This is a genomic window from Pseudomonas peradeniyensis, from assembly GCF_014268935.2.
GTDB classification, from domain to species: Bacteria; Pseudomonadota; Gammaproteobacteria; order Pseudomonadales; family Pseudomonadaceae; genus Aquipseudomonas; species Aquipseudomonas peradeniyensis.
Genome location: NZ_JABWRJ020000002.1, coordinates 324,921 through 343,771 on the forward strand (window position 1 = coordinate 324,921; position 18,851 = coordinate 343,771).

Genomic DNA, 18,851 nt, shown 5'->3' on the forward strand with positions numbered 1-18,851 from the left:
CGAGGCCCGCATGAGCGACTCACTCGAACTCAGCCTTGAAGGCGTCGAACGCCGTTCCCTGGCTGACTTCACCGAACAGGCCTACCTCAACTACTCCATGTACGTGATCATGGACCGTGCCCTGCCGCACATCGGCGACGGCCTCAAGCCGGTGCAGCGCCGCATCGTCTATGCCATGAGCGAGTTGGGGCTGGACGCCGACTCCAAGCACAAGAAGTCGGCGCGTACCGTCGGCGACGTGCTCGGCAAGTTCCACCCCCACGGCGACTCGGCGTGCTACGAGGCCATGGTGCTGATGGCCCAGCCGTTCAGCTACCGCTACACCCTGGTCGACGGCCAGGGCAACTGGGGTGCGCCGGACGATCCGAAGTCGTTCGCCGCCATGCGTTACACCGAGGCGCGCCTGTCGCGCTATTCCGAAGTGCTGCTCAGCGAGCTGGGCCAGGGCACCGTCGACTGGGTGCCGAACTTCGACGGTACTCTGCAGGAGCCGGCGGTGCTGCCGGCGCGCCTGCCGAACATCCTGCTCAACGGCACCACCGGCATTGCCGTGGGCATGGCCACCGACGTGCCGCCCCACAATCTGCGGGAGGTGGCCAGCGCCTGCGTGCGCCTGCTCGACGAGCCCAAGGCCACCATCGAGCAGTTGTGCGAGCACATCCAGGGCCCGGACTACCCGACCGAGGCCGAGATCGTCACCCCGCGCGCCGATATCCTCAAGCTCTACGAGACCGGCAAGGGTTCGATCCGCATGCGCGCGGTGTACCGCGTCGAGGACGGCGACATTATCGTCACCGCGCTGCCGCACCAGGTCTCCGGGGCCAAGGTGCTGGAGCAGATCGCCGCGCAGATGCAGGCCAAGAAGCTGCCGATGGTCGCCGACCTGCGCGACGAGTCGGACCACGAGAACCCCTGCCGCATCGTCATCATCCCGCGTTCGAACCGCGTCGATGCCGCCGAACTGATGCAGCACCTGTTCGCCACCACCGACCTCGAGAGCACCTACCGGGTCAACGTCAACATCATCGGCCTTGACGGTCGTCCGCAGCTGAAGAACCTGCGCGCGCTGCTGCTGGAGTGGCTGGAGTACCGGATCGGTACCGTTCGTCGCCGCCTGCAGCACCGTCTGGACAAGGTCGAGAAGCGCCTGCACCTGTTGGAAGGCTTGCTCACTGCGTTCCTCAACCTGGATGAAGTGATCCACATCATCCGCACCGAGGAGCACCCCAAGCAGGCCCTGATCGCCCGTTTCGACCTGACCGAGATCCAGGCCGACTACATCCTCGAGACCCGCCTGCGTCAGCTGGCCCGTCTGGAAGAAATGAAGATCCGTGGCGAGCAGGACGAGCTGCTCAAGGAACAGAAGCGTCTGACCACCCTGCTGGGCAGCGATGCCAAGCTGCGCAAGTTGGTGCGTAGCGAGCTGATCGAAGACGCCGAAACCTATGGCGACGACCGCCGCTCGCCGATCGTCGAGCGCGCCGAGGCCAAGGCCCTGTCGGAAAACGAGCTGATGCCGACCGAGCCGGTCACCGTGGTGCTGTCGGAGAAGGGCTGGGTGCGTTGCGCCAAGGGCCACGACATCGACGCCACGGGGCTTTCGTACAAGGCCGGTGACGGCTTCAAGGCCGCCGCCGCCGGACGCTCCAACCAATTCGCCGTGCTCATCGACTCCACCGGCCGCAGCTACTCACTGGCCGCCCACAGCCTGCCATCGGCCCGTGGCCAGGGCGAGCCGCTGACCGGTCGCCTGACTCCGCCGCCCGGCGCTACCTTCGAGTGTGTGCTGCTGCCGGAGGACGAGGCCCTGTACGTCGTGGCCTCCGACGCCGGCTACGGCTTCGTGGTCAAGGGCGAGGACCTGCAGGCCAAGAACAAGGCCGGCAAGGGCCTGCTCAGCCTGCCCAACGGTGCCAAAGTCATGACCCCGCGTCCGGTGGCCAGCCGCGAGCAGGATTGGCTGGCAGCCGTCACTACCGAAGGTCGCCTGCTGGTGTTCAAGGTCGCCGACCTGCCGCAACTGGGCAAGGGCAAGGGCAACAAGATCATTGGCGTGCCGGGCGACCGGGTGGCCAGCCGCGAGGAGTACGTGACCGACCTGGCGGTGATCAGCGAAGGCTCGACCCTTGTATTGCAGGCTGGCAAGCGTACCCTTTCCCTGAAGCCGGATGATCTGGAGCATTACAAGGGCGAACGCGGTCGTCGTGGTAGCAAATTGCCACGTGGCTTCCAGCGCGTCGACGGGCTGATGGTGGAGACCCCGGCCTGACTGGACTGACCGTCTGCTGCGGCGTTTTCGGCGCCGCTTCGGGCGGAAATGCTGGAGTCTGGCGGCTAATTCGCGGATGATAGTGCCCGCGTGGCGCCGGCGTGGCCGAGTGCCCGAATGAATCTACATGAGTATCACTGCGGTCAGTCTGGAGACGACCGCCTGGATGGGATGAATGAAATTTCTGCGCCTTCCATTTGCGCTGCTGATGACTGGCTTGCTGGGCCTGAGCGGATGCAGCATGCATCAGCCGGTCGCCCTGTATCAGCTCGACAGTGGTGAGCCCGGCCAGCCGACCCAGGCGTCGGGCATGGCGGTGGTGCTCGGCCCGGTATCGGTGGCCGACTACCTGCAACGCGAGACCTTTCTCCAGCGTCAGGCCGACGGCAGCCTGACGGCGGCCACCGATGGTCGTTGGGCTGGCAGCCTTTCGTCGGATATCGACCAGTTGCTGGTGCGCCAGCTGGCCTGGCGCCTGGACAGCCAACGCGTGGTGCTGGCGCCGGCGAGTGCCGGCTTCACGCCGGACGTGCAGGTGTTGCTGTCGATCACCCGCCTGGACTCGGGCAAGAACCAGCCGGCGATCCTGGATGCCCAGTGGCGCGTGCTGGACCGCCGGGGCCAGGTGCGTGACAACCGCATCGTCCACCTCGAACAGCCCCATGCGGGCACCGAGTCGGCGCAGGTCCAGGCTCAGGGGCAATTGCTGCAGAAGCTGGCCGAGCAGCTGAGCACCGCGGTCAAGCCACTGGCCAATCAGCCGGCCATCGCCGAGGAGACGCCACGCAAGCAGGCGGCGCCGGTGCAGGTGAAGAAAGAGCCGGAGAAGCCGAAGATTCCGATGGCTTCGCCGATTCGTACCGATATGGAAGTGTTCCGCTTCTGATATCCGCAGACAAAAAAAGCCCGCAGCGATGCGGGCTTTTTTGTGTCTTTGGTCGGGAGGCTTTATCAGATCTGCGTGGGAGCGGGCTTGTCCCGCGATAGGGCTTGCCAGGACAGCAACATTGCCTGCCCCGACGCTATCGCGGGGCAAGCCCGCTCCCACGCAAATCCTGGATCAGCAGTCGCGCTCAGGCTCGCCGCTCATGCATCCGTGCCAGCTGGCGCTCCAGCATCGACGGGTAAGGCTCCATCAGGCGTTCGACACAGCACGCGCCCTCCGGGCTTGCTATCGGCCGAATACGCGCACGCTGGCGCACCAGGGCGTCATCGCTGATGCGGCGTTCCACCAGCAGCAGGTTGCGGCTGTGCTGCGACAGGGCCAGGGCATCCTGGGCCTGTTCGGTCATCAGCAGGTCGACCTGATCCATGCCTTGCAGGTCGTCGGCCAGTACCAGGCCCAGTTGCAGTTGCAGGGTGATGCCGCTGTCGGCCACCTCGATCTGCAGGGCGTGGCCCAGGGCACGCAGCAGCTCGCCGCAGCAGATGGCGTTGGTCAGGTAGTCCTCGCCGCAATCGCGGCTGTGGAACAACAGCAGGGTGCTGCCGTCGTTCAGGGTGTGGACTTCCCCTTCGTACAGCGAAGCGGCCTGGTCGAGGCAGTCGCGGTAGCGCTCCAGCAATTCGGTCAGGCGGGTGCGTGGCAGGCGGCGCAGTTGCTCCTGGGAGCCCAGCTGCACGGCCAGCACGGCGCTGAACTGCGGCTCGTCGGACTCGACGATCACAGGCTTGGCCGGGGCGCTTTGCTCATCCATCAGATCGGCGAAGGCGTCGTCGTCCTCGTCGTGATCGACAGTCTGCAGCGCCGCTTTCGCCCGTGGGGCGACCTTGGCAGCTGGCGCGTCGTCGAAATCGTCTTCCTCATCTTCTTCCTCCGGCTCCGGCTCCGGTGGCGGCGGTGGGGCGAGGCGGGCGTGCAACTGACGGGCCAGGTCGCCGATCTCGTCCTGGCGGTCGGTGCCCGGCGTGTAGGGGTGCGGGTCACGCAACCAGACGCGCAGCTGCAATAGCGGGGTCGAGATGAAACGGCCCAGGCGCAGGCTGAGGGTCAGGGCAAGGGCCAGCAGGATCGCGGCGAGGATGCCCATGCTCTGCAGGCTGATCAGCATCGGTTGTTGGAACTGGCTCATGTCCAGGCTGATGCGCAGCTGGCCGGCGGTCACGTCCTGGAAGGTGATCTTGGTCTGGTAGACCCCTTCGGTTTCGCCCAGCAGGCTGTTGCGCGGGCGCTGGCCGGCCTCGGCGAGGATGCGGTTGTCCACGCTGTAGATGGCTGCATGGGCCACCAGCGGGTTCTTCACCAGGTTGCCCAGCAGCACGTTGAGGCTGAGGATGTCGTTGGACACCAGCAGCTCGGTGGCCGAGGTGGCGGTCTGGGTGGTCAGGCTCTGGCCGACGGCATCGGCCTGCTCGTGCATGGCCTGCTTGAACTGCAGGCCCATCACGCAGGCGTAGATCACCAGGGCCAGGGCCACCAGGAAGATGTTATGGCTGGCAATGCGCAGGGCCAGTGGGATTCGGCGCTGGCTCAGGGCTCGGTAGATCATCAGGAAGAAGTTGTCGGGTTTTACGGGCGTGGGCCGGTTCACAGAGCTCGGCTCTTTATGGCGAGAAAGTTGCTGCGCAGTATAGCGATACGTGTTTTGTCGGCAAAGTATCGTTGGCGCCCGATGGTCATGGAAAATCGGTAGAATGCGCATTTTTCATCGAGTTGGAGCCCCGGTCTTGCGCGAAATCGTCCTGATCAACATCACTGGTGAAGACCGTCCGGGTCTCACTGCGGCCATCACCGGCGTCCTGCTCCAGGGCGGTGTGAACATTCTCGACATCGGCCTGGCGGTCATGCACGGCACCCTGTCGTTCGGCATCCTGGTCGATATCCCCGACAACGAAGTGGCCACCGCGCTGTTGCAGAGCGTGCAGTCCAAGGCTCACGAACTGGACCTGCAGGCCCGCTACACCCCCATTTCCGAGGCCGACTACCAGCACTGGGCCGACAGCCAGGGCGAGGCGCGCCATATCGTTACCCTGCTCAGCCGCCGGGTGACCCCGCAGCAGTTGCAGCGGGTCAGCGCGATCATCAGCCAATATGGCCTGACCATCGAGCGCATCGAGCGGCTGTCCGCCCGCGTGGCGCTGGACGCCCCGACCGACAAGGGCAAGTCTGCGCTGGAAATCTCCGTGCGCGGCGAGGCCAGCGATGTCCAGGCCCTGCGCGGCGATTTCTTTGCGTTGTCCGAAGAACTCAACGTCGATATCGCCTTCCAGCGCGATGACCTGTTCCGTCGCAACCGCCGCCTGGCGGTGTTCGACATGGACTCGACCCTGATCGAGGCCGAAGTGATCGACGAGTTGGCAAAGGCCGCTGGCGTCGGCGAGCAGGTGGCGGCGATCACCGAGCGCGCCATGCGTGGCGAGCTGGATTTTCGCGCCAGTTTCAAGGAGCGCATGGCGCTGCTCAAGGGCCTGGACGTGGGTGTGCTCGACCAGATCGGTGCTTCGCTGCGCCTGACCGAGGGCGCCGAGCACCTGTTCGCCGAGCTCAAACGCCTGGGTTACAAGACCGCGATTCTCTCGGGCGGTTTCACCTACTTCGCCAAGCAGGTGCAGGCGCGCCTGGATATCGACTATGTGTTCGCCAATGAACTGGAGGTGGTCGACGGCAAGGTGACCGGTGTGGCCGTCGAGCCGATCGTCGATGCCCAGCGCAAGGCTGACCTGCTGCAGCAACTGGCCAGCGAGGAGGGCCTGCAGCTCGAGCAGACCATCGCCGTCGGTGATGGCGCCAACGACCTGCCGATGCTGTCCCTGGCCGGCCTGGGCGTGGCCTTCCGCGCCAAGCCGCTGGTGCGCCAGTCGGCCAAGCAGGCGATCTCGACGCTGGGCCTGGACGGCGTGCTGTATCTGCTCGGCGTGCGCGATCGCGAAGCGCGCGGTTGATCTTGAGCCCAGGGGCCGCAAAGCAGCCCCTATAAAAAAGGCCCTGCATGACATGAATCATGCAGGGCCTTTTGCTTACCGGATGCTCAGGCCTGGGTCGGCTGTGCCAGCAGCTCACCCATGCGCACCGCAGAGCCGGCACCCAGGCTCTCGGCCCACTTCACCTGCTCTGGCCCGAACAGCACGATGGCGGTGGAACCCAGCTTGAAGCGACCCAGTTCGGCACCTTTTTCCAGGTGGATCGGCGCACGGCTGGCTTCGTCGTAGCGGAAGGTCTTCAGCTCGCGCTTCGGTGGCGTGACCAGGCCGGCCCAGACGGTCTCGATCGAGGCAACGATCATCGCGCCGACCAGCACCACGGCCATCGGCCCACGCTCGGTGTCGAACAGGCAGACCACGCGCTCGTTGCGGGCGAACAGCTCTGGCACGTTCTCCGCAGTGGTCTGGTTGACCGAGAACAGCCGACCCGGCACATAGACCATCTCGCGCAGGGTACCGGCCAGTGGCATGTGCACGCGGTGGTAGTCCTTGGGCGACAGGTAGATGGTGGCGAACTCGCCGCCCATGAACGGTGCGGCCAGGGCCGGATCGCCGCCCAGCAGCTCCAGGGCGCTGTAGCCGTGGCCCTTGGCCTGGAAGATACGGCCGTGCTCGATCGGGCCGAGCTGACTGACCGCGCCGTCGGCCGGGCAGAGAATTGCGCCGGGGCTCTCGTCCAGCGGGCGGGCTCCCGGCTTGAGGGCGCGGGTGAAGAAGGCGTTGAAGTGCTCGTAGGCGCTGAGGTCTTCGACCAGTGCCTCGGACATGTTCACCTGGTAGCGCTTGGCGAACCAGGCGGTGAAGGCGTTCTTGAACCAGCGTGCGCGGCACTCGGCGACGCAGCCGGCCAGCCGCGACAGCAGGTGGTGCGGCAGCAGGTACTGGCTGATGATGAACAAGCGGGATTTCATTGAGCGTCCTTAAACTTCGACGGGCGTGTCGGGGTGGTTGCCCCATTCGCCCCAGGAACCGGCATAGCCCTTCACCCGTGGATAGCCGAGGGCCTTGGCCACGAGGTAGGTGAAGCCGGAGCGGTGGTGGGTCTGGCAGTGGGTGATCACTTCCTTGTCGGGAGTGATGCCCAGGTTTTGCAGGACTTCGGCGATGTCCTTGCGGATGCGCAGGTGATTATTGAGGTCCATGCCGGCGGTCCACTCGAAGTTGATCGCGCCGGGAATGTGGCCGCCCTTGGCCGCCAGCACCTTCTCGCCGCTGTATTCCAGCGGCCCGCGGGCGTCCCAGATGACCAGGTCGGCGGCGCCCAGGCGGCTCTGCAGGTACTCGCGGGTGGCGGTGGGTTCGCCATGCAGGTGCAGGTTCACCGGGCCGCCGGCAACTTCAGGCGTGTCGGTGGACAGCTTGTCCGCCGGCCAGGCCTGGATGCCGCCGTTCAGGTAGTGGTAACCCTTGTGGCCGATCACGTCGAGCAACCAGATGAAGCGCCCGGCCCAGCCGCCACCCTCGTCGTCGTAGACCACGTAGACCGCATCGTCGCGGTGGCCGAGTTCACCGAACAGTTTCTCCAGGTCGGCCCGGGCCGGCAGCAGGCCGGGGGCCGGGGGCTGGCCCAGCTGGGTGCGTTTCGGGTCGACGAAGCGGGCTCCGGGGATGTGCCCGCTGCCATAGCGGTTGGCGCTGGTCAGGTCGACCAGGATCAGCCGTGGCGAATCCAGGCGCGGCAGCAGGTCCTCGGCTTCGATCACCAGGGGCAGGCCGGAAAAGTCAGTCATCCACGTTCTCCAGGGTGGAAAGAGGGGCGATTGTAGCGCAAGGGTCAGGCATTGCGGGTGGCAAACACGGCCAGGGCGCGCTCCACGCATTGCGCGGTCTTGCCGAACGCCTGCACGCTGACGTCGGCCAGCGGCTTGCCGTCCTGGTCGGCCACTGCCAGCATCAGTACCTGGTCACCCACCGCCAGCGAGCGCAGCAACAGGTGCTCGCTGCGGAAGAAGGCGCGTAGCGGTGCCGGCAGCAGGGCGCTGAACTGGGCATGGTTGTCGGGCGTCAGGCGCAGTTGCCCGGCTTTTGCCATCAACTTTTGCAACAATTTGTTCTGCACGACGGGCAACGCCATGGTGGCGGCCTCGCGTGGCAGGCCGGCGGTCTGCTGCACGCGCAGGTAATCGGTGGCCTTGTCCAGGCTCAGCAGCATGATGCGCTGCATGCCGCAGGCCAGCAGGGCGTCTCGGGCCTGGGTGGCCAGGTGCACGGCGTTGCTGAACGGGCTGGGCTGGGCCAACAGTTCCTGGCACAGCGCGCGCCAGCGGCCGAGGTCCTCGGTACTGGGTGGCGGCGGGGTGAGCATGTCCGGGTGCGGTCGGCGCTGGTGCCAGGGCCAGATCAGCGCCTCGGCCGGGTGGAACAGCGCATGTCGGGCATGGTGGCGGGCACTGGCCGCGGCCTGCTGGTGGACCTGCTGCTGGACATCGTCCAGGGTGGTCTGCAGGTAGAGCGCGGTGAGCAGTTGCCAGCGCAGCAGGTGCGGGTTGTCCCAGCCCACCTGAGCGGCCAGGGCAAGGCCGTTGGCCAGCAGCACGGTGTTAGGGGGCTGGTTGAACCAGCGGCGCAGGGCCGGCTCGTCGTCCAGGCGCTGCTGCTGGACCAGCGGGTCCTGCTCGCGGGCGATGTTCAGCACCAGGGCGAGTTGTTCGCGCTCTTCAAGCAGCAGGCGGTAGCCCTGGATGACCCACTCGGGTAGGCGCCAGTGTTCGGCCAGGCTCCGGCACAGTTGCATCAGGCGCACCCCGAACAGTTCCTGCTCGACCACGGCGGCGTCCTCGCCCCTGTGGATGACCCGTAGCTCCCAGGTGTCGAGCAGCTTGGGGTAGGCCAGCGCCAGAGGCCACAGCGGCGAGAGGAACAGCAGGCTGCCCCAGTGAATCTCCTGCCAAAGCCGCGCCAGGCGGCTGGCGAACAGGCCGTTGGCCTGCTGGGTGGCGTGCTGGCTGATCAACAGGAATTGGCGCAGCACCGGCGGGATCTCGTCGCCCGGCATTGCTGGCAGGCGGGCCAGCAACTGGCTGGTACGGGCCAGGCCAAGGCGGTTGAGGGCAATTTCCAGGCTTTCGGCCGGCTCCGCCTGGCTCGCGTTGGCCGAATGATTGGCCTCGCGCATCACGCACAGGACCAGTGCGGGGCTATCCTGCATCAGTTCGGCAATGTCGCGCAGGGAGCGGCGGCTGTCGTTGATGGCCTGTAGAACACGGTCGTGGCTGTCTTTCGGCACTGGTACTCGAATCCCGTCGAGCAGTTTTACCCAGGCCTCTAGACTCGACGGAACCTGACTTGGCACCTTGGTTTCAATTGGCATATTGACATCAGTCCGAACTGGCTTTTCGCAATGAGTGGCTATAGTCTGGCGCAGTTCTGCCGATAAGTAGAAGAAGAGTTTTCAAGCTTCCGTTCCCTACCCTGACCACGACAGCAAGTGCTTCCAACTTATGGCTAAAATTATCGGCATCATCGTCGTATTCGCGAGCGTGCTCGGCGGCTACGTGCTTTCCCACGGCAAGATCGCGGCACTGATCCAGCCGTTCGAAGTGCTGATCATCGGCGGCGCGGCCTTTGGTGCGTTCCTCCAGGCCAACCCTGGTTACATGACCATGCATGTAATCAAGAAGTCGCTGAAGATGTTCGGCACCCGCTTCACCCACACCTTCTACCTCGAAGTGCTGGGCCTGGTGTACGAAATCCTCAACAAGAGCCGTCGTGAAGGCATGATGGCGATCGAGGGGGACATCGAGGACGCCGCGGCCAGCCCGATCTTCGCCAAGTATCCGGCCGTGCTGGGCGATGAGCGCATGACCGCGTTCATCTGCGATTACCTGCGGATCATGTCCACCGGCAACATGGCGCCCCATGAGCTCGAAGGCCTGTTCGACATGGAGCTGCTGAGCATGAAGGAAGAGCTGGAGCACCCGTCCCACGCGGTGACCGGCATCGCCGACGGCATGCCCGGCTTCGGTATCGTCGCGGCGGTACTGGGTATCGTGGTGACCATGGCCTCGCTGGGCGACGGCGACCAGAAGTCCATCGGCCTGCACGTGGGCGCGGCGTTGGTCGGTACCTTCTTCGGTATTCTCGCTGCCTACGGCTTCTTCGGCCCGCTGGCCAACGCCCTGCGCCATGATGCGAAAGAGGAACTGAACGTCTACGAGGCGATCAAGGCCTCGCTGGTGGCCTCGGCCTCCGGCATGCCGCCGTCGCTGGCGGTCGAGTTCGGTCGCAAGGTGCTGTACCCGGCGCACCGCCCGAGCTTTGCCGAGCTGGAACAAGCAGTACGCGGTCGCTAAGCCATGGAGAACAATCAGCCCATCATCGTCAAGCGCGTCAAGCGCTTTGGCGACGGCCATCACGGCGGCGCCTGGAAAATCGCCTTCGCCGACTTCGCCACAGCGATGATGGCGTTCTTCCTGGTGCTCTGGCTGCTGTCGACGGCCACGCCCGAGCAGAAGATCGCCATCGCCGGCTACTTCAAGGATCCGATCGGCTTCTCCGAGAGCGGTACGCCCTACATCATCGACCTGGGCGGCTCGCCGCAACTGGCGCCGGAAAAGACCATCAACCCGGAAGTGAAGTCCGAGCCGACCCCTGACACCAGCCTGCAGCTGGACAAGGACAAGGTCGAGACCATGGCCGAGCAGGTAGAGCGCGAGCGCCTCGAACTCTTGCTGCAGGAGTTGCAGAACAAGGTCGAGGAAAACCCGCAGCTGCAGAAGTTCAAGGACCAGATCCTGTTCGAGATCACCCAGGACGGCCTGCGCATCCAGATCATGGACGCCGAGAACCGGCCGATGTTCGACCTGGGTAGCGCACGCCTGCAGCCGTATTTCGAGGACATCCTGCTGGCCATGGCCGACACCATCAAGGCGGTGCCGAACAAGATCAGCATCAGTGGCCACACCGACGCCAAGCCGTATTCCGGCACCGGCGACTTCGGCAACTGGGAACTGTCGGCCAACCGCGCCAACGCCGCGCGTCGGGCCCTGGTTGCTGGCGGCTATCCGGACGAGCAGGTGGCGCGGGTGGTCGGCTATGCTTCGTCGTCGCTGTTCGACCGGGCCAATCCGTTCAACCCGGTCAACCGCCGCATCGATATCATCGTCCTGACCAAGAAGGCCCAGCGCGATATCGAGGGTGAGCAGGGCGCGCCGGAGGCTACGCCACCGGCCACTGCAACGCCGCCTGCGGACGCTGCACCGGGGGCCGCTGCGGCGCCGAGCGATGCGCCTATGCAGCCGCGTGAACTGCGCCAGAAGCTGAACATCTTCGAGGATGGCGTGTTGAAGATGGATGAGGCCAAGGACCAGTAAATGACAGGGGCCGCTTAGCGGCCCCTGTGCATTCAGAAGCCGCGCCTGATCTTGGCCTTAAGGTCGGCGTGGAAGAAATCCGCGTTGTCCCTGTCCGACAGGTTCCCGCGCCCGCTCATCGAGGCCATGGCGCGGCCAAAGGTCTGCTCGTCATGGTAGGCCCGCACGAACAGCTCGATATGCTCCCGCTCGCGCATTGCTGGCCACCTGCCCAGGCACTCCGGCAGCTCGCCGCTGCCCGCGTGATAGAAACTCACCCGACGATTGGCCATGGCCGCGGCGCCCAAAAGCCAGGTGGTCCACCAGTCGTCGACGGTGCGCTCGGACAGCACGCCGATCCAGTGGGTGGCATCGGCCATGTGCTGGCAGAAGCCGCCATGCAGGTCGTCCAGGGTCTGCCCTTCACTGTCGAAGGGCACCAGTTGGGTGGGAATGCCTTCGAGCAGCAGGCGTTCATTGAGGATGAAGGCATCGAGCCGCTCATCCCGGCGGTAACTGATGAATACCGGCATCCTTGTTGCCCTCCCTGATCAATACCGACGACAAGTCATGACGATCAGGGAAAGCAGGGGTAGGGACAATAGGTGACCACGAAACCGGAGCGGTCCTACCTAGCGCGGTAATATTTCCTACGGTCGAGGTAGGCAAACCTGCCCAGTCAGTAGGTGTCTTCCGGCAGGCTGGCGATGATCGAGCGGTAGCTGTTCATCCGCTGCTGGGTGACGCTGCCGTCCTCCAACGCCTTGAGCAGGGCACAACCGGGCTCGCGATCATGCTTGCAGTCGCGGAAGCGACAGTGGCCGATCAGTTCGCGGAATTCGATGAAACCATCCTCCACGTCGTCGCGGCTGACGTGCATCAGGCCGAACTCGCGGATGCCTGGCGAGTCGATCAGGTCACCGCCGTTGGGGAAGTGATAAAGGCGTGCGGTGGTGGTGGTATGGGTACCCTGGCCGGACCATTCCGACAGGTCGCCGACGCGCGTGTCGGCGGCGGGCAGCAGGCTGTTGACCAGCGAGGACTTGCCCACGCCGGACTGGCCGACGAACACGCTGATATGGCCGTCGAGGGTTTCCTGCAGGCGCTGCATGCCATCGCCGTGGTGGGCCGAGACTTCCAGCAGCGGGTAGCCCAGGCCACGGTAGACTTCGAGCATCGCGTGGAGGGTCGGACCGTTCTCGTCATTGATCAGGTCGGCCTTGTTCAGCAGCAGCAGCGGGCGGATGCCGGCATGCTCGGCGGCCACCAGGTAGCGGTCGATCAGGTTGGGGTGCGGCTCGGGCGCCGGGGCGAAGACAATGACGATCAAGTCGACGTTGGCCGCCACCGGCTTGAGCTGGCCATGGTTGTTCGGTCGGCACAGCTCGGTGCTGCGCGGCATCTGCGCGACGATCACGCCGATACCCTGGTTGCCGGCGCGCCAGACCACGCGGTCGCCAGTGACCAGCGCCGGCAGGTTGGCCCGCAGGTGGCAGCGGAAGACCTGGCCGGCGGCCTCGCCGTCCTGGGCCTCGACCTCGACCTGCACGCCGAAGTGGGCAATCACCAGGCCCAGCTGCTCCGGCCCCAGATCGCCACCCTCCAGCTCCTGCAGCACGTGCTGCTCGCGTTTGGCGGCGCGGGCGGCGCGTTCGCCCTGGATCTTTTCGATGCGCCAGTTCTGGCGGCGGTTGAGCTGGCGTTTGGCCATGAGGGTTCCGTGTCGGCGGGGCAGAAAGAAAACGGCGGGCAGTTTAGCACGGCACGCCCACGAGCCGCCCCGCTAGGCTAATATGACGGGCTATTCGAGGAGCCTTTTCATGCACAACCCACAGAATCTGATCTGGATCGATCTGGAGATGACCGGCCTGGACCCGGACAACGACGTCATCATCGAGATGGCCACCATCGTTACCGACAGTGAGCTGAACACGCTGGCCGAAGGCCCGGTGATCGCCATTCACCACAGCGACGAAGTGTTGGCGCGCATGGACGAGTGGAACACCCGCACCCACGGCGCCTCGGGCCTGACCCAGCGTGTGCGCGAGAGCAAGGTGAGCATGGCCGAGGCCGAGGCGCAGACCATCGCCTTCCTCGAACAGTGGGTGCCGAAGGGCAAGTCGCCGATCTGTGGCAACAGCATCTGCCAGGACCGGCGTTTCCTCTATCGCCACATGCGCGAGCTGGAAAACTACTTCCACTATCGCAACCTCGATGTCTCCACGCTCAAGGAACTGGCCGCGCGCTGGGCGCCGGAAGTGCGTGACAGCTTCAAGAAGGGCAGTACCCACCTGGCGCTGGACGACATTCGCGAGTCGATTGGCGAGCTGCGTCACTATCGCGAGCATTTCATCAAGGTCTGACCTTGCCGAGCGCCGACGATCGTCGGCGCTCCCCCTTTTGGTGCCCTGCGCGACTGGGTAGACTGCGCGCCTTTCCCGCACGGACCTGCACCATGTTGCTGATGCTCTACCTCATCGCCATCACCGCCGAAGCCATGACTGGCGCCCTGTCCGCCGGCCGCCGCGGCATGGACTGGTTCGGCGTGGTGCTGATCGCCTGTGTCACCGCGCTGGGTGGCGGCTCGGTGCGCGACGTGCTGCTCGGGCACTACCCGCTGACCTGGGTGAAGCACCCGGAGTACCTGGTGCTGACCAGCTTCGCGGCGCTGCTGACGATTTTCATCGCGCCCTTGATGCGGCACCTGCGGTCGCTGTTCCTGGTGCTCGATGCCCTGGGGCTGGTGGCGTTCACCCTGATCGGCTGCATGACCGCGCTGGAGATGGGGCAGGGGTTCCTGGTCGCTTCGATCAGCGGGGTGATTACCGGGGTGTTTGGCGGCATCCTGCGGGATATCTTCTGCAACGATATTCCGTTGGTGTTTCGGCGTGAACTCTATGCCAGTGTGTCGTTCGCGGCGGCTTGGTTCTACCTGGGGTGTGTTTACTTCAAGGTGCCGGCGGAGCAGGCCATGTTGCTGACACTGTTTGGTGGTTTTCTGGTGCGGTTGTTGGCGATTCGGTTTCATTGGGAGATGCCGAAGTTTCATTACAACGATCAACAATAGATATAGCGCTGCGCTCTGAGATGTTCAGTTGTCCTTGTGGGAGCCGGCTTGCCGGCGAGAGCATATAACTGTAGCTATACTGCTAGTGCCCCAATAATTGGCCCATGCCCGTTGATCTTGATCTTGATCTTGATCTTGCTTCTAAGCGCGCGATAGTTCAGGCAACGCCAATTGCGACTTCAGGAGGCCGAGCGGAGTTCTTGCGGAGGGAGGTGACGGGCATGGATGCCCGTCAAGCGCTGCGCCCCAGGATGGGGCGTTCAGCGCGGTCCTCCCGGGAGCAAGAACGGAGCGAGGGAACCCCGGAGCGAAGCGTAGGGGCCGGATGAATGGAGCGAGGATTTTTTGGTGACTTTTTGATCCTTCAAAAAGTTACCCGCCGTAAGGGCGGAAAGGTGACTTCGCGTCACCATCGCGAATGAATGCGCATATAGCTTTCAAAACACATGCTCTAAAAGTCAAAGTCAAAGTCAAAGTCAAAGTCAAAGTCAAATGCGATCGGCGTGGGTTTTCACAGTTGTAAGCGCATTCATTAGCTATACTGACGCATAGTCACCTTTTCGCCCTTACGTGAACTGACCCCCGAAAGTTGGACACCTTATCCCTTGGAGGGTGTTCCATGACGAAATACAACCTGGCGCTCAAGCAGGCACTCATCGAAGAGTGCCTTTCTGCCCGCAGTGTTCATGAAGTGGCACTGAAGCATGAGCTGAGCCCTTCGCTGCTGCGCCGCTGGGTAAAGGGCTATGAGAAACACGGCGCAGCCGGTTTGATTCCCAAGTACAGTCACTACGATGCTCAGTTCAAATTAAAGGTTTTGCAATGCATCGAGCAAGACGGGCTGTCTGCTCAGCAAGCATGCGTAAGGTTTGATATCCGTGGGCCGAGCAGCATCAGGCAATGGAAAAGGCTGTACGATGAAGGCGGAATAGAAGCCCTTCATCCGAACCGTGCCCAGAGTTAAACATGCCGCAAGCCATCAAAGCAATCCAGCGCAGGACCTTCTGCACCTTCGGATCGTGAGCTCACGCCTGAGCAAATGCTCGAAGAGCTGGAATATCTGCGCGCGGAGAATGCCTATCTAAAAAAGCTCGATGCCTTGCCAGTCAAGCGGACCCACGCACTGCGCAGGCAAGAAAACGCAAGCTGTCAAGGATTAAGGCGTGAGCATCGACTCGCTCTGCTGTTGCGCGCTGCAGGCCTGGCACGCAGTACCTTTTACTACCAAAGCAAAGTGTTGCAGACCGACAGGCATGCTGCCCTCAAGGAACGCATCGACAGGGTCTATCACCAGCATAAGGGCGGTATGGCTACCGCCGTATACTGCGGTTCTTGGGCACAATGCCGAGGTGATCAATCACAAGAAGGTGCAGCGGCTGATGCAGTTGATGGGCCTCAAATCGCTAGTCAAAGTGAAGAAATATCGCTCGTATCGAGGCTCCGAGGGGCTTGTTGCATCTGATTTGCTCAAGCGTGAATTCAAGGCGCAGGCCCTAATCAAAAATGGGTAACCGACGTGACAGAGTTCAAGGTAAAGGGCCAGAAGCTATTTCTTTCGCCGGTGATGGACCTGTACAACGGCGAGATCCTCGCTTATCAGATCAACCGACGCCCTGAGTTCAGGATGGTTTCGACAATGCTGGAGCAAGCTTTCGAGCAGCTGAATCAAGATGACAAACCAATATTGCACTCCGATCAAGGCTGGCAGTATCAGCAGCCAGCTTACCGGCACATGTTGGCCGGGAAGAATATCGAGCAGAGCATGTGCGAAGGAAACTGCCTGGACAACGCCGCGATGGAAAGCTTTTTGGCACGCTCAAGAGCGAGTTCTTTTATCTGGAATCGTTTGAGAGTGTTGAACAACTGGCATCAGGGCTAGAGGATTACATCGCTTACTACAACCAAGAACGCATCAGTCTCAGACTAAATGGCTTGAGTCCGGTACAATTTCGGACCCAAGCGCTGAACCCATAGCGTACCCTGTCCAACTTTCGGGGGTCAGTTCAACGGCGAGTCACTTTTTGTCAAACGCGACAAAAAGTAACCAAAAAACGCTGCGCTCCATTCATCCGGCCCTCCGCTTCGCTCGGGTCCCCTCACTCCGGCCTTGCTCCCGGGAGGACCGCGCTGCAGGGCCCATCCTGGGCCCCAGCGCTTGACGGGCATCCATGCCCGTCACCTCCCTCCGCAAGGCCTGCGTTCGGCCTCCTGAAGTCGCGAAGGTACGGGCGGCGCCTGGGCTGACGCAGCTGTCGCTAGCGGACTGTGGGGTTAACCTTCTGATCGCCAAAGCCAAAGCCAATGCCGGAAGCGGCAAGCGTCAAAGGGCGTCGTGGCGAGCCAGCGCCCACTCTACGTGCTCGCGTACCAGCTCCGAAGGATCATCCCGCCGCGCGTTGAGCGCTTCCAAGACGGGAATGGTCGAAGGCGCATTCCCCAGCCCCACCGCCAGGTTACGCAAAAACCGCTCATACCCCGCCCGGCGCAGGGGCGAGCCTTCGGTGCAGCCGAGAAAACGCTTTTCATCCCACAGGAACAGCTCGGCCAGCTCGATATTGTCCAGCCCCCGGCGGGGCATGAAGTCGTCTTCGGTAGTGGTCTTGGCGAAACGGTTCCAAGGACAGACGATCTGGCAATCGTCACAACCGAACACCCGGTTACCGATCAACGGCCGCAGTTCCAGTGGAATGGCACCGCGCAATTCGATGGTCAGGTACGAGATGCAGCGTCGGGCATCCAGCTGGTAGGCCCCAACGAACGCCTGGGTCGGGCAGATATCCAGGCACGCCTGGCAGCGCCCGCAATGATCGCTGCCCTGCACGCCGTCTATCGGCAGCGGCAGGTCGACGAACAGCTCGGCCAGGAAGAAATAGCTGCCGGCCTTGCGGTTGAGCAGCAAGGTGTTCTTGCCGATCCAGCCCAGGCCGGCCTCCTGCGCCAGAGCCTTCTCCAGCACCGGGGCGCTGTCGACGAAGGCACGGTAGCCAAAGGGGCCGATGGCCTCCTGGATGCGGTCGGCGAAGTGCTGCACGCGCTTGCGCACCAGCTTGTGGTAATCGCGGCCCAGGGCGTAGCGCGAGATGTAGGCCTTTTCCGGCTCCGCCAGGCGCTTGGCCATCTGCGTGTCGCCGGGCAGGTAGTCCATGCGCAGCGAGATCACCCGCAGCGTGCCGGGGATCAGCTCGGCCGGGCGCGAGCGCTTGTGGCCATGCTCGCCCATGTACTCCATCTCGCCGTTGTAGCCGGCGGCCAGCCAGCGCTGCAGGTGCTGTTCGTGCTCGCCGAGGTCGACGCCGGCGATGCCGACATGGGCAAAACCGAGTTCGCGGCCCCAATCCTTGATCGATTGGGCCAGTGAGGCGATGTCTGGGAGGTTGGCGGACATGGATGAACAAGCATTACAAGCGGAGGTGCGTATAATTCTGCCAGACATCGGAGCCTTTGACCCCATGCCTCAGACCAAACACCCCCCATTGCTGCTCGGCAGCCTGACCTTGGCCGGGCTGCCAGCCCGCGCCGCCGACGCCCACAAGGGCGATTTCGGCCATGTGCTGGTGATCGGCGGTGACCTGGGTACCGGCGGCGCGGTCATGCTCAGCAGCGAGGCGGCGCTGCGTTGCGGCGCCGGCCTGGTCAGCGTGGCGACCCGTGCCGAGCACGTCGCCGCCGGGCTGGCCCGCCTGCCGGAGGTGATGTGGCAGGGGGTGAGCTCGGCCAACCAGTTGCTCGGCCTGCTCGCACGGGCCACGGTGCTGGTGGTCGGCCCCGGCTTGGGCCAGGCGGCCTGGGGCCGCAGCCTGCTGTCGGCGGTGACCCCTGCGCATCTGCCGCAGGTATGGGATGCAGATGCCCTCAACCTGCTGGCCGCTGCGCCACTGGCGTTGCCCAGCGGCAGCATCCTCACCCCGCACCCGGGCGAGGCAGCGCGGCTGCTGGGCATCTCCACCGAGGCGGTGCAGGCCGACCGGCCGGGGGCCGCGCGCAAGCTGGCGCGGCGCTACGCCAGCGTCTGCGTGCTCAAGGGCGCGGGCACGCTGGTGGCCGACCCGGTCGGGCAGCTGGCGCAGTGCGGGCGAGGGCATCCGGCCATGGCCGGTGCCGGGCTGGGGGATGTGCTCAGCGGCGTGCTGGCGGCGTTGCTGGCCCAGGGGCTGGACGCCTGGCAGGCCGCGTGCCTGGGGGTATGGCTGCATGCCTGCGCGGGCGAGCGCCTGGGTGTCAAAGGTAGAGGGCTGGCGGCCAGCGATCTGGTCCCGGTCATTAGAGCGTTATTGGAGGAGCATTCAGCGTGTCAGGTGTAACC

General features: G+C 64.0%; 15 protein-coding genes and 1 pseudogene. 9 read left to right on the top strand and 7 right to left on the bottom strand.

What is annotated here, in order from left to right; all coding sequences use genetic code 11:
• Window positions 1-10: 10 nt before the first annotated feature.
• Both parC and HU751_RS10925 read left to right on the top strand, forming a co-directional pair.
• Entirely contained in the window at window positions 11-2,269 is a 2,259-nt protein-coding gene (gene parC / locus HU751_RS10920) for a DNA topoisomerase IV subunit A (protein ID WP_186733381.1), read from the top strand.
• Between the two features lie 175 nt (window positions 2,270-2,444).
• Entirely contained in the window at window positions 2,445-3,155 is a 711-nt protein-coding gene (locus HU751_RS10925; RefSeq protein ID WP_186733382.1) for a PqiC family protein, read from the top strand.
• Window positions 3,156-3,342: 187 nt separating this feature from the next.
• Here the strand turns inward: HU751_RS10925 and HU751_RS10930 are convergent, their stop codons facing one another.
• Window positions 3,343-4,800 (bottom strand): histidine kinase, encoded by a 1,458-nt coding sequence (locus HU751_RS10930; RefSeq protein WP_186733383.1) that lies wholly within the window; start codon window positions 4,798-4,800, stop codon window positions 3,343-3,345.
• 136 nt (window positions 4,801-4,936) lie between these two features.
• Here HU751_RS10930 and serB point away from each other — a divergent pair, with 136 nt between their 5' ends.
• Entirely contained in the window at window positions 4,937-6,151 is a 1,215-nt protein-coding gene (gene serB, locus HU751_RS10935; RefSeq protein ID WP_186733384.1) for a phosphoserine phosphatase SerB, read from the top strand.
• A gap of 86 nt (window positions 6,152-6,237) precedes the next feature.
• On the opposite strand, the gene asd is transcribed toward serB, so the two are convergent.
• From asd to HU751_RS10950, 3 genes are read right to left on the bottom strand one after another with little or no spacing between them, the layout of a single operon-like run.
• The gene (asd, locus tag HU751_RS10940; RefSeq protein WP_186733385.1) at window positions 6,238-7,101 is read right to left on the bottom strand and encodes an archaetidylserine decarboxylase; all 864 of its coding nucleotides are present in this window, start codon (window positions 7,099-7,101) and stop codon (window positions 6,238-6,240) included.
• Window positions 7,102-7,110: 9 nt separating this feature from the next.
• Complete coding sequence (gene rhdA, locus HU751_RS10945) at window positions 7,111-7,920, bottom strand: thiosulfate sulfurtransferase (RefSeq protein ID WP_050707165.1); 810 nt, start codon at window positions 7,918-7,920, stop codon at window positions 7,111-7,113.
• A gap of 44 nt (window positions 7,921-7,964) precedes the next feature.
• Window positions 7,965-9,500, bottom strand: coding sequence for an HDOD domain-containing protein (locus HU751_RS10950; RefSeq protein WP_186733386.1), 1,536 nt, complete (start codon window positions 9,498-9,500; stop codon window positions 7,965-7,967).
• A 130-nt stretch (window positions 9,501-9,630) separates the two neighbouring features.
• Between HU751_RS10950 and motA the strand changes: the two genes are divergently transcribed.
• Window positions 9,631-10,482 carry a flagellar motor stator protein MotA gene (gene motA / locus HU751_RS10955; RefSeq protein ID WP_023630652.1) on the top strand — a complete coding sequence of 284 codons (852 nt, stop codon included), beginning with the start codon at window positions 9,631-9,633 and terminating at the stop codon, window positions 10,480-10,482.
• Between the two features lie 3 nt (window positions 10,483-10,485).
• The gene (gene motB / locus HU751_RS10960) at window positions 10,486-11,502 is read left to right on the top strand and encodes a flagellar motor protein MotB (RefSeq protein ID WP_186733387.1); all 1,017 of its coding nucleotides are present in this window, start codon (window positions 10,486-10,488) and stop codon (window positions 11,500-11,502) included.
• A 32-nt stretch (window positions 11,503-11,534) separates the two neighbouring features.
• On the opposite strand, the gene HU751_RS10965 is transcribed toward motB, so the two are convergent.
• Entirely contained in the window at window positions 11,535-12,014 is a 480-nt protein-coding gene (locus HU751_RS10965; protein ID WP_186733388.1) for a molecular chaperone Tir, read from the bottom strand.
• A gap of 146 nt (window positions 12,015-12,160) precedes the next feature.
• Window positions 12,161-13,192 (bottom strand): small ribosomal subunit biogenesis GTPase RsgA, encoded by a 1,032-nt coding sequence (gene rsgA / locus HU751_RS10970; protein ID WP_186733389.1) that lies wholly within the window; start codon window positions 13,190-13,192, stop codon window positions 12,161-12,163.
• Between the two features lie 109 nt (window positions 13,193-13,301).
• On the opposite strand from rsgA, the gene orn reads away from it, so the two are divergent.
• From orn to HU751_RS10985, 3 genes and pseudogenes are all read left to right on the top strand, one after another.
• Complete coding sequence (gene orn, locus HU751_RS10975; RefSeq protein ID WP_186733390.1) at window positions 13,302-13,844, top strand: oligoribonuclease; 543 nt, start codon at window positions 13,302-13,304, stop codon at window positions 13,842-13,844.
• 92 nt (window positions 13,845-13,936) lie between these two features.
• Entirely contained in the window at window positions 13,937-14,548 is a 612-nt protein-coding gene (locus HU751_RS10980; RefSeq protein WP_023630647.1) for a trimeric intracellular cation channel family protein, read from the top strand.
• Between the two features lie 619 nt (window positions 14,549-15,167).
• A pseudogene (locus HU751_RS10985) lies at window positions 15,168-16,522 on the top strand (IS3 family transposase).
• A 346-nt stretch (window positions 16,523-16,868) separates the two neighbouring features.
• On the opposite strand, the gene queG reads toward HU751_RS10985, so the two are convergent.
• Window positions 16,869-17,933, bottom strand: a complete 1,065-nt coding sequence (gene queG, locus HU751_RS10990; protein WP_186732645.1) for a tRNA epoxyqueuosine(34) reductase QueG — start codon at window positions 17,931-17,933, stop codon at window positions 16,869-16,871.
• 64 nt (window positions 17,934-17,997) lie between these two features.
• On the opposite strand from queG, the gene HU751_RS10995 reads away from it, so the two are divergent.
• Complete coding sequence (locus HU751_RS10995; protein ID WP_186732646.1) at window positions 17,998-18,849, top strand: NAD(P)H-hydrate dehydratase; 852 nt, start codon at window positions 17,998-18,000, stop codon at window positions 18,847-18,849.
• The last annotated feature ends 2 nt before the right edge of the window (window positions 18,850-18,851 follow it).

Coding starts and splice junctions, on each gene's coding strand:
- HU751_RS10965 (WP_186733388.1), bottom strand. CDS start 12,014: ATGCCGGTATTCATCAGTTACCGCCGGGATGAGCGGCTCGATGCCTTC.
- rsgA (WP_186733389.1), bottom strand. CDS start 13,192: ATGGCCAAACGCCAGCTCAACCGCCGCCAGAACTGGCGCATCGAAAAG.
- motA (WP_023630652.1), top strand. CDS start 9,631: ATGGCTAAAATTATCGGCATCATCGTCGTATTCGCGAGCGTGCTCGGC.
- HU751_RS10925 (WP_186733382.1), top strand. CDS start 2,445: ATGAAATTTCTGCGCCTTCCATTTGCGCTGCTGATGACTGGCTTGCTG.
- HU751_RS10995 (WP_186732646.1), top strand. CDS start 17,998: ATGCCTCAGACCAAACACCCCCCATTGCTGCTCGGCAGCCTGACCTTG.
- HU751_RS10980 (WP_023630647.1), top strand. CDS start 13,937: ATGTTGCTGATGCTCTACCTCATCGCCATCACCGCCGAAGCCATGACT.
- orn (WP_186733390.1), top strand. CDS start 13,302: ATGCACAACCCACAGAATCTGATCTGGATCGATCTGGAGATGACCGGC.
- HU751_RS10950 (WP_186733386.1), bottom strand. CDS start 9,500: ATGCCAATTGAAACCAAGGTGCCAAGTCAGGTTCCGTCGAGTCTAGAG.
- rhdA (WP_050707165.1), bottom strand. CDS start 7,920: ATGACTGACTTTTCCGGCCTGCCCCTGGTGATCGAAGCCGAGGACCTG.
- queG (WP_186732645.1), bottom strand. CDS start 17,933: ATGTCCGCCAACCTCCCAGACATCGCCTCACTGGCCCAATCGATCAAG.
- parC (WP_186733381.1), top strand. CDS start 11: ATGAGCGACTCACTCGAACTCAGCCTTGAAGGCGTCGAACGCCGTTCC.
- motB (WP_186733387.1), top strand. CDS start 10,486: ATGGAGAACAATCAGCCCATCATCGTCAAGCGCGTCAAGCGCTTTGGC.
- asd (WP_186733385.1), bottom strand. CDS start 7,101: ATGAAATCCCGCTTGTTCATCATCAGCCAGTACCTGCTGCCGCACCAC.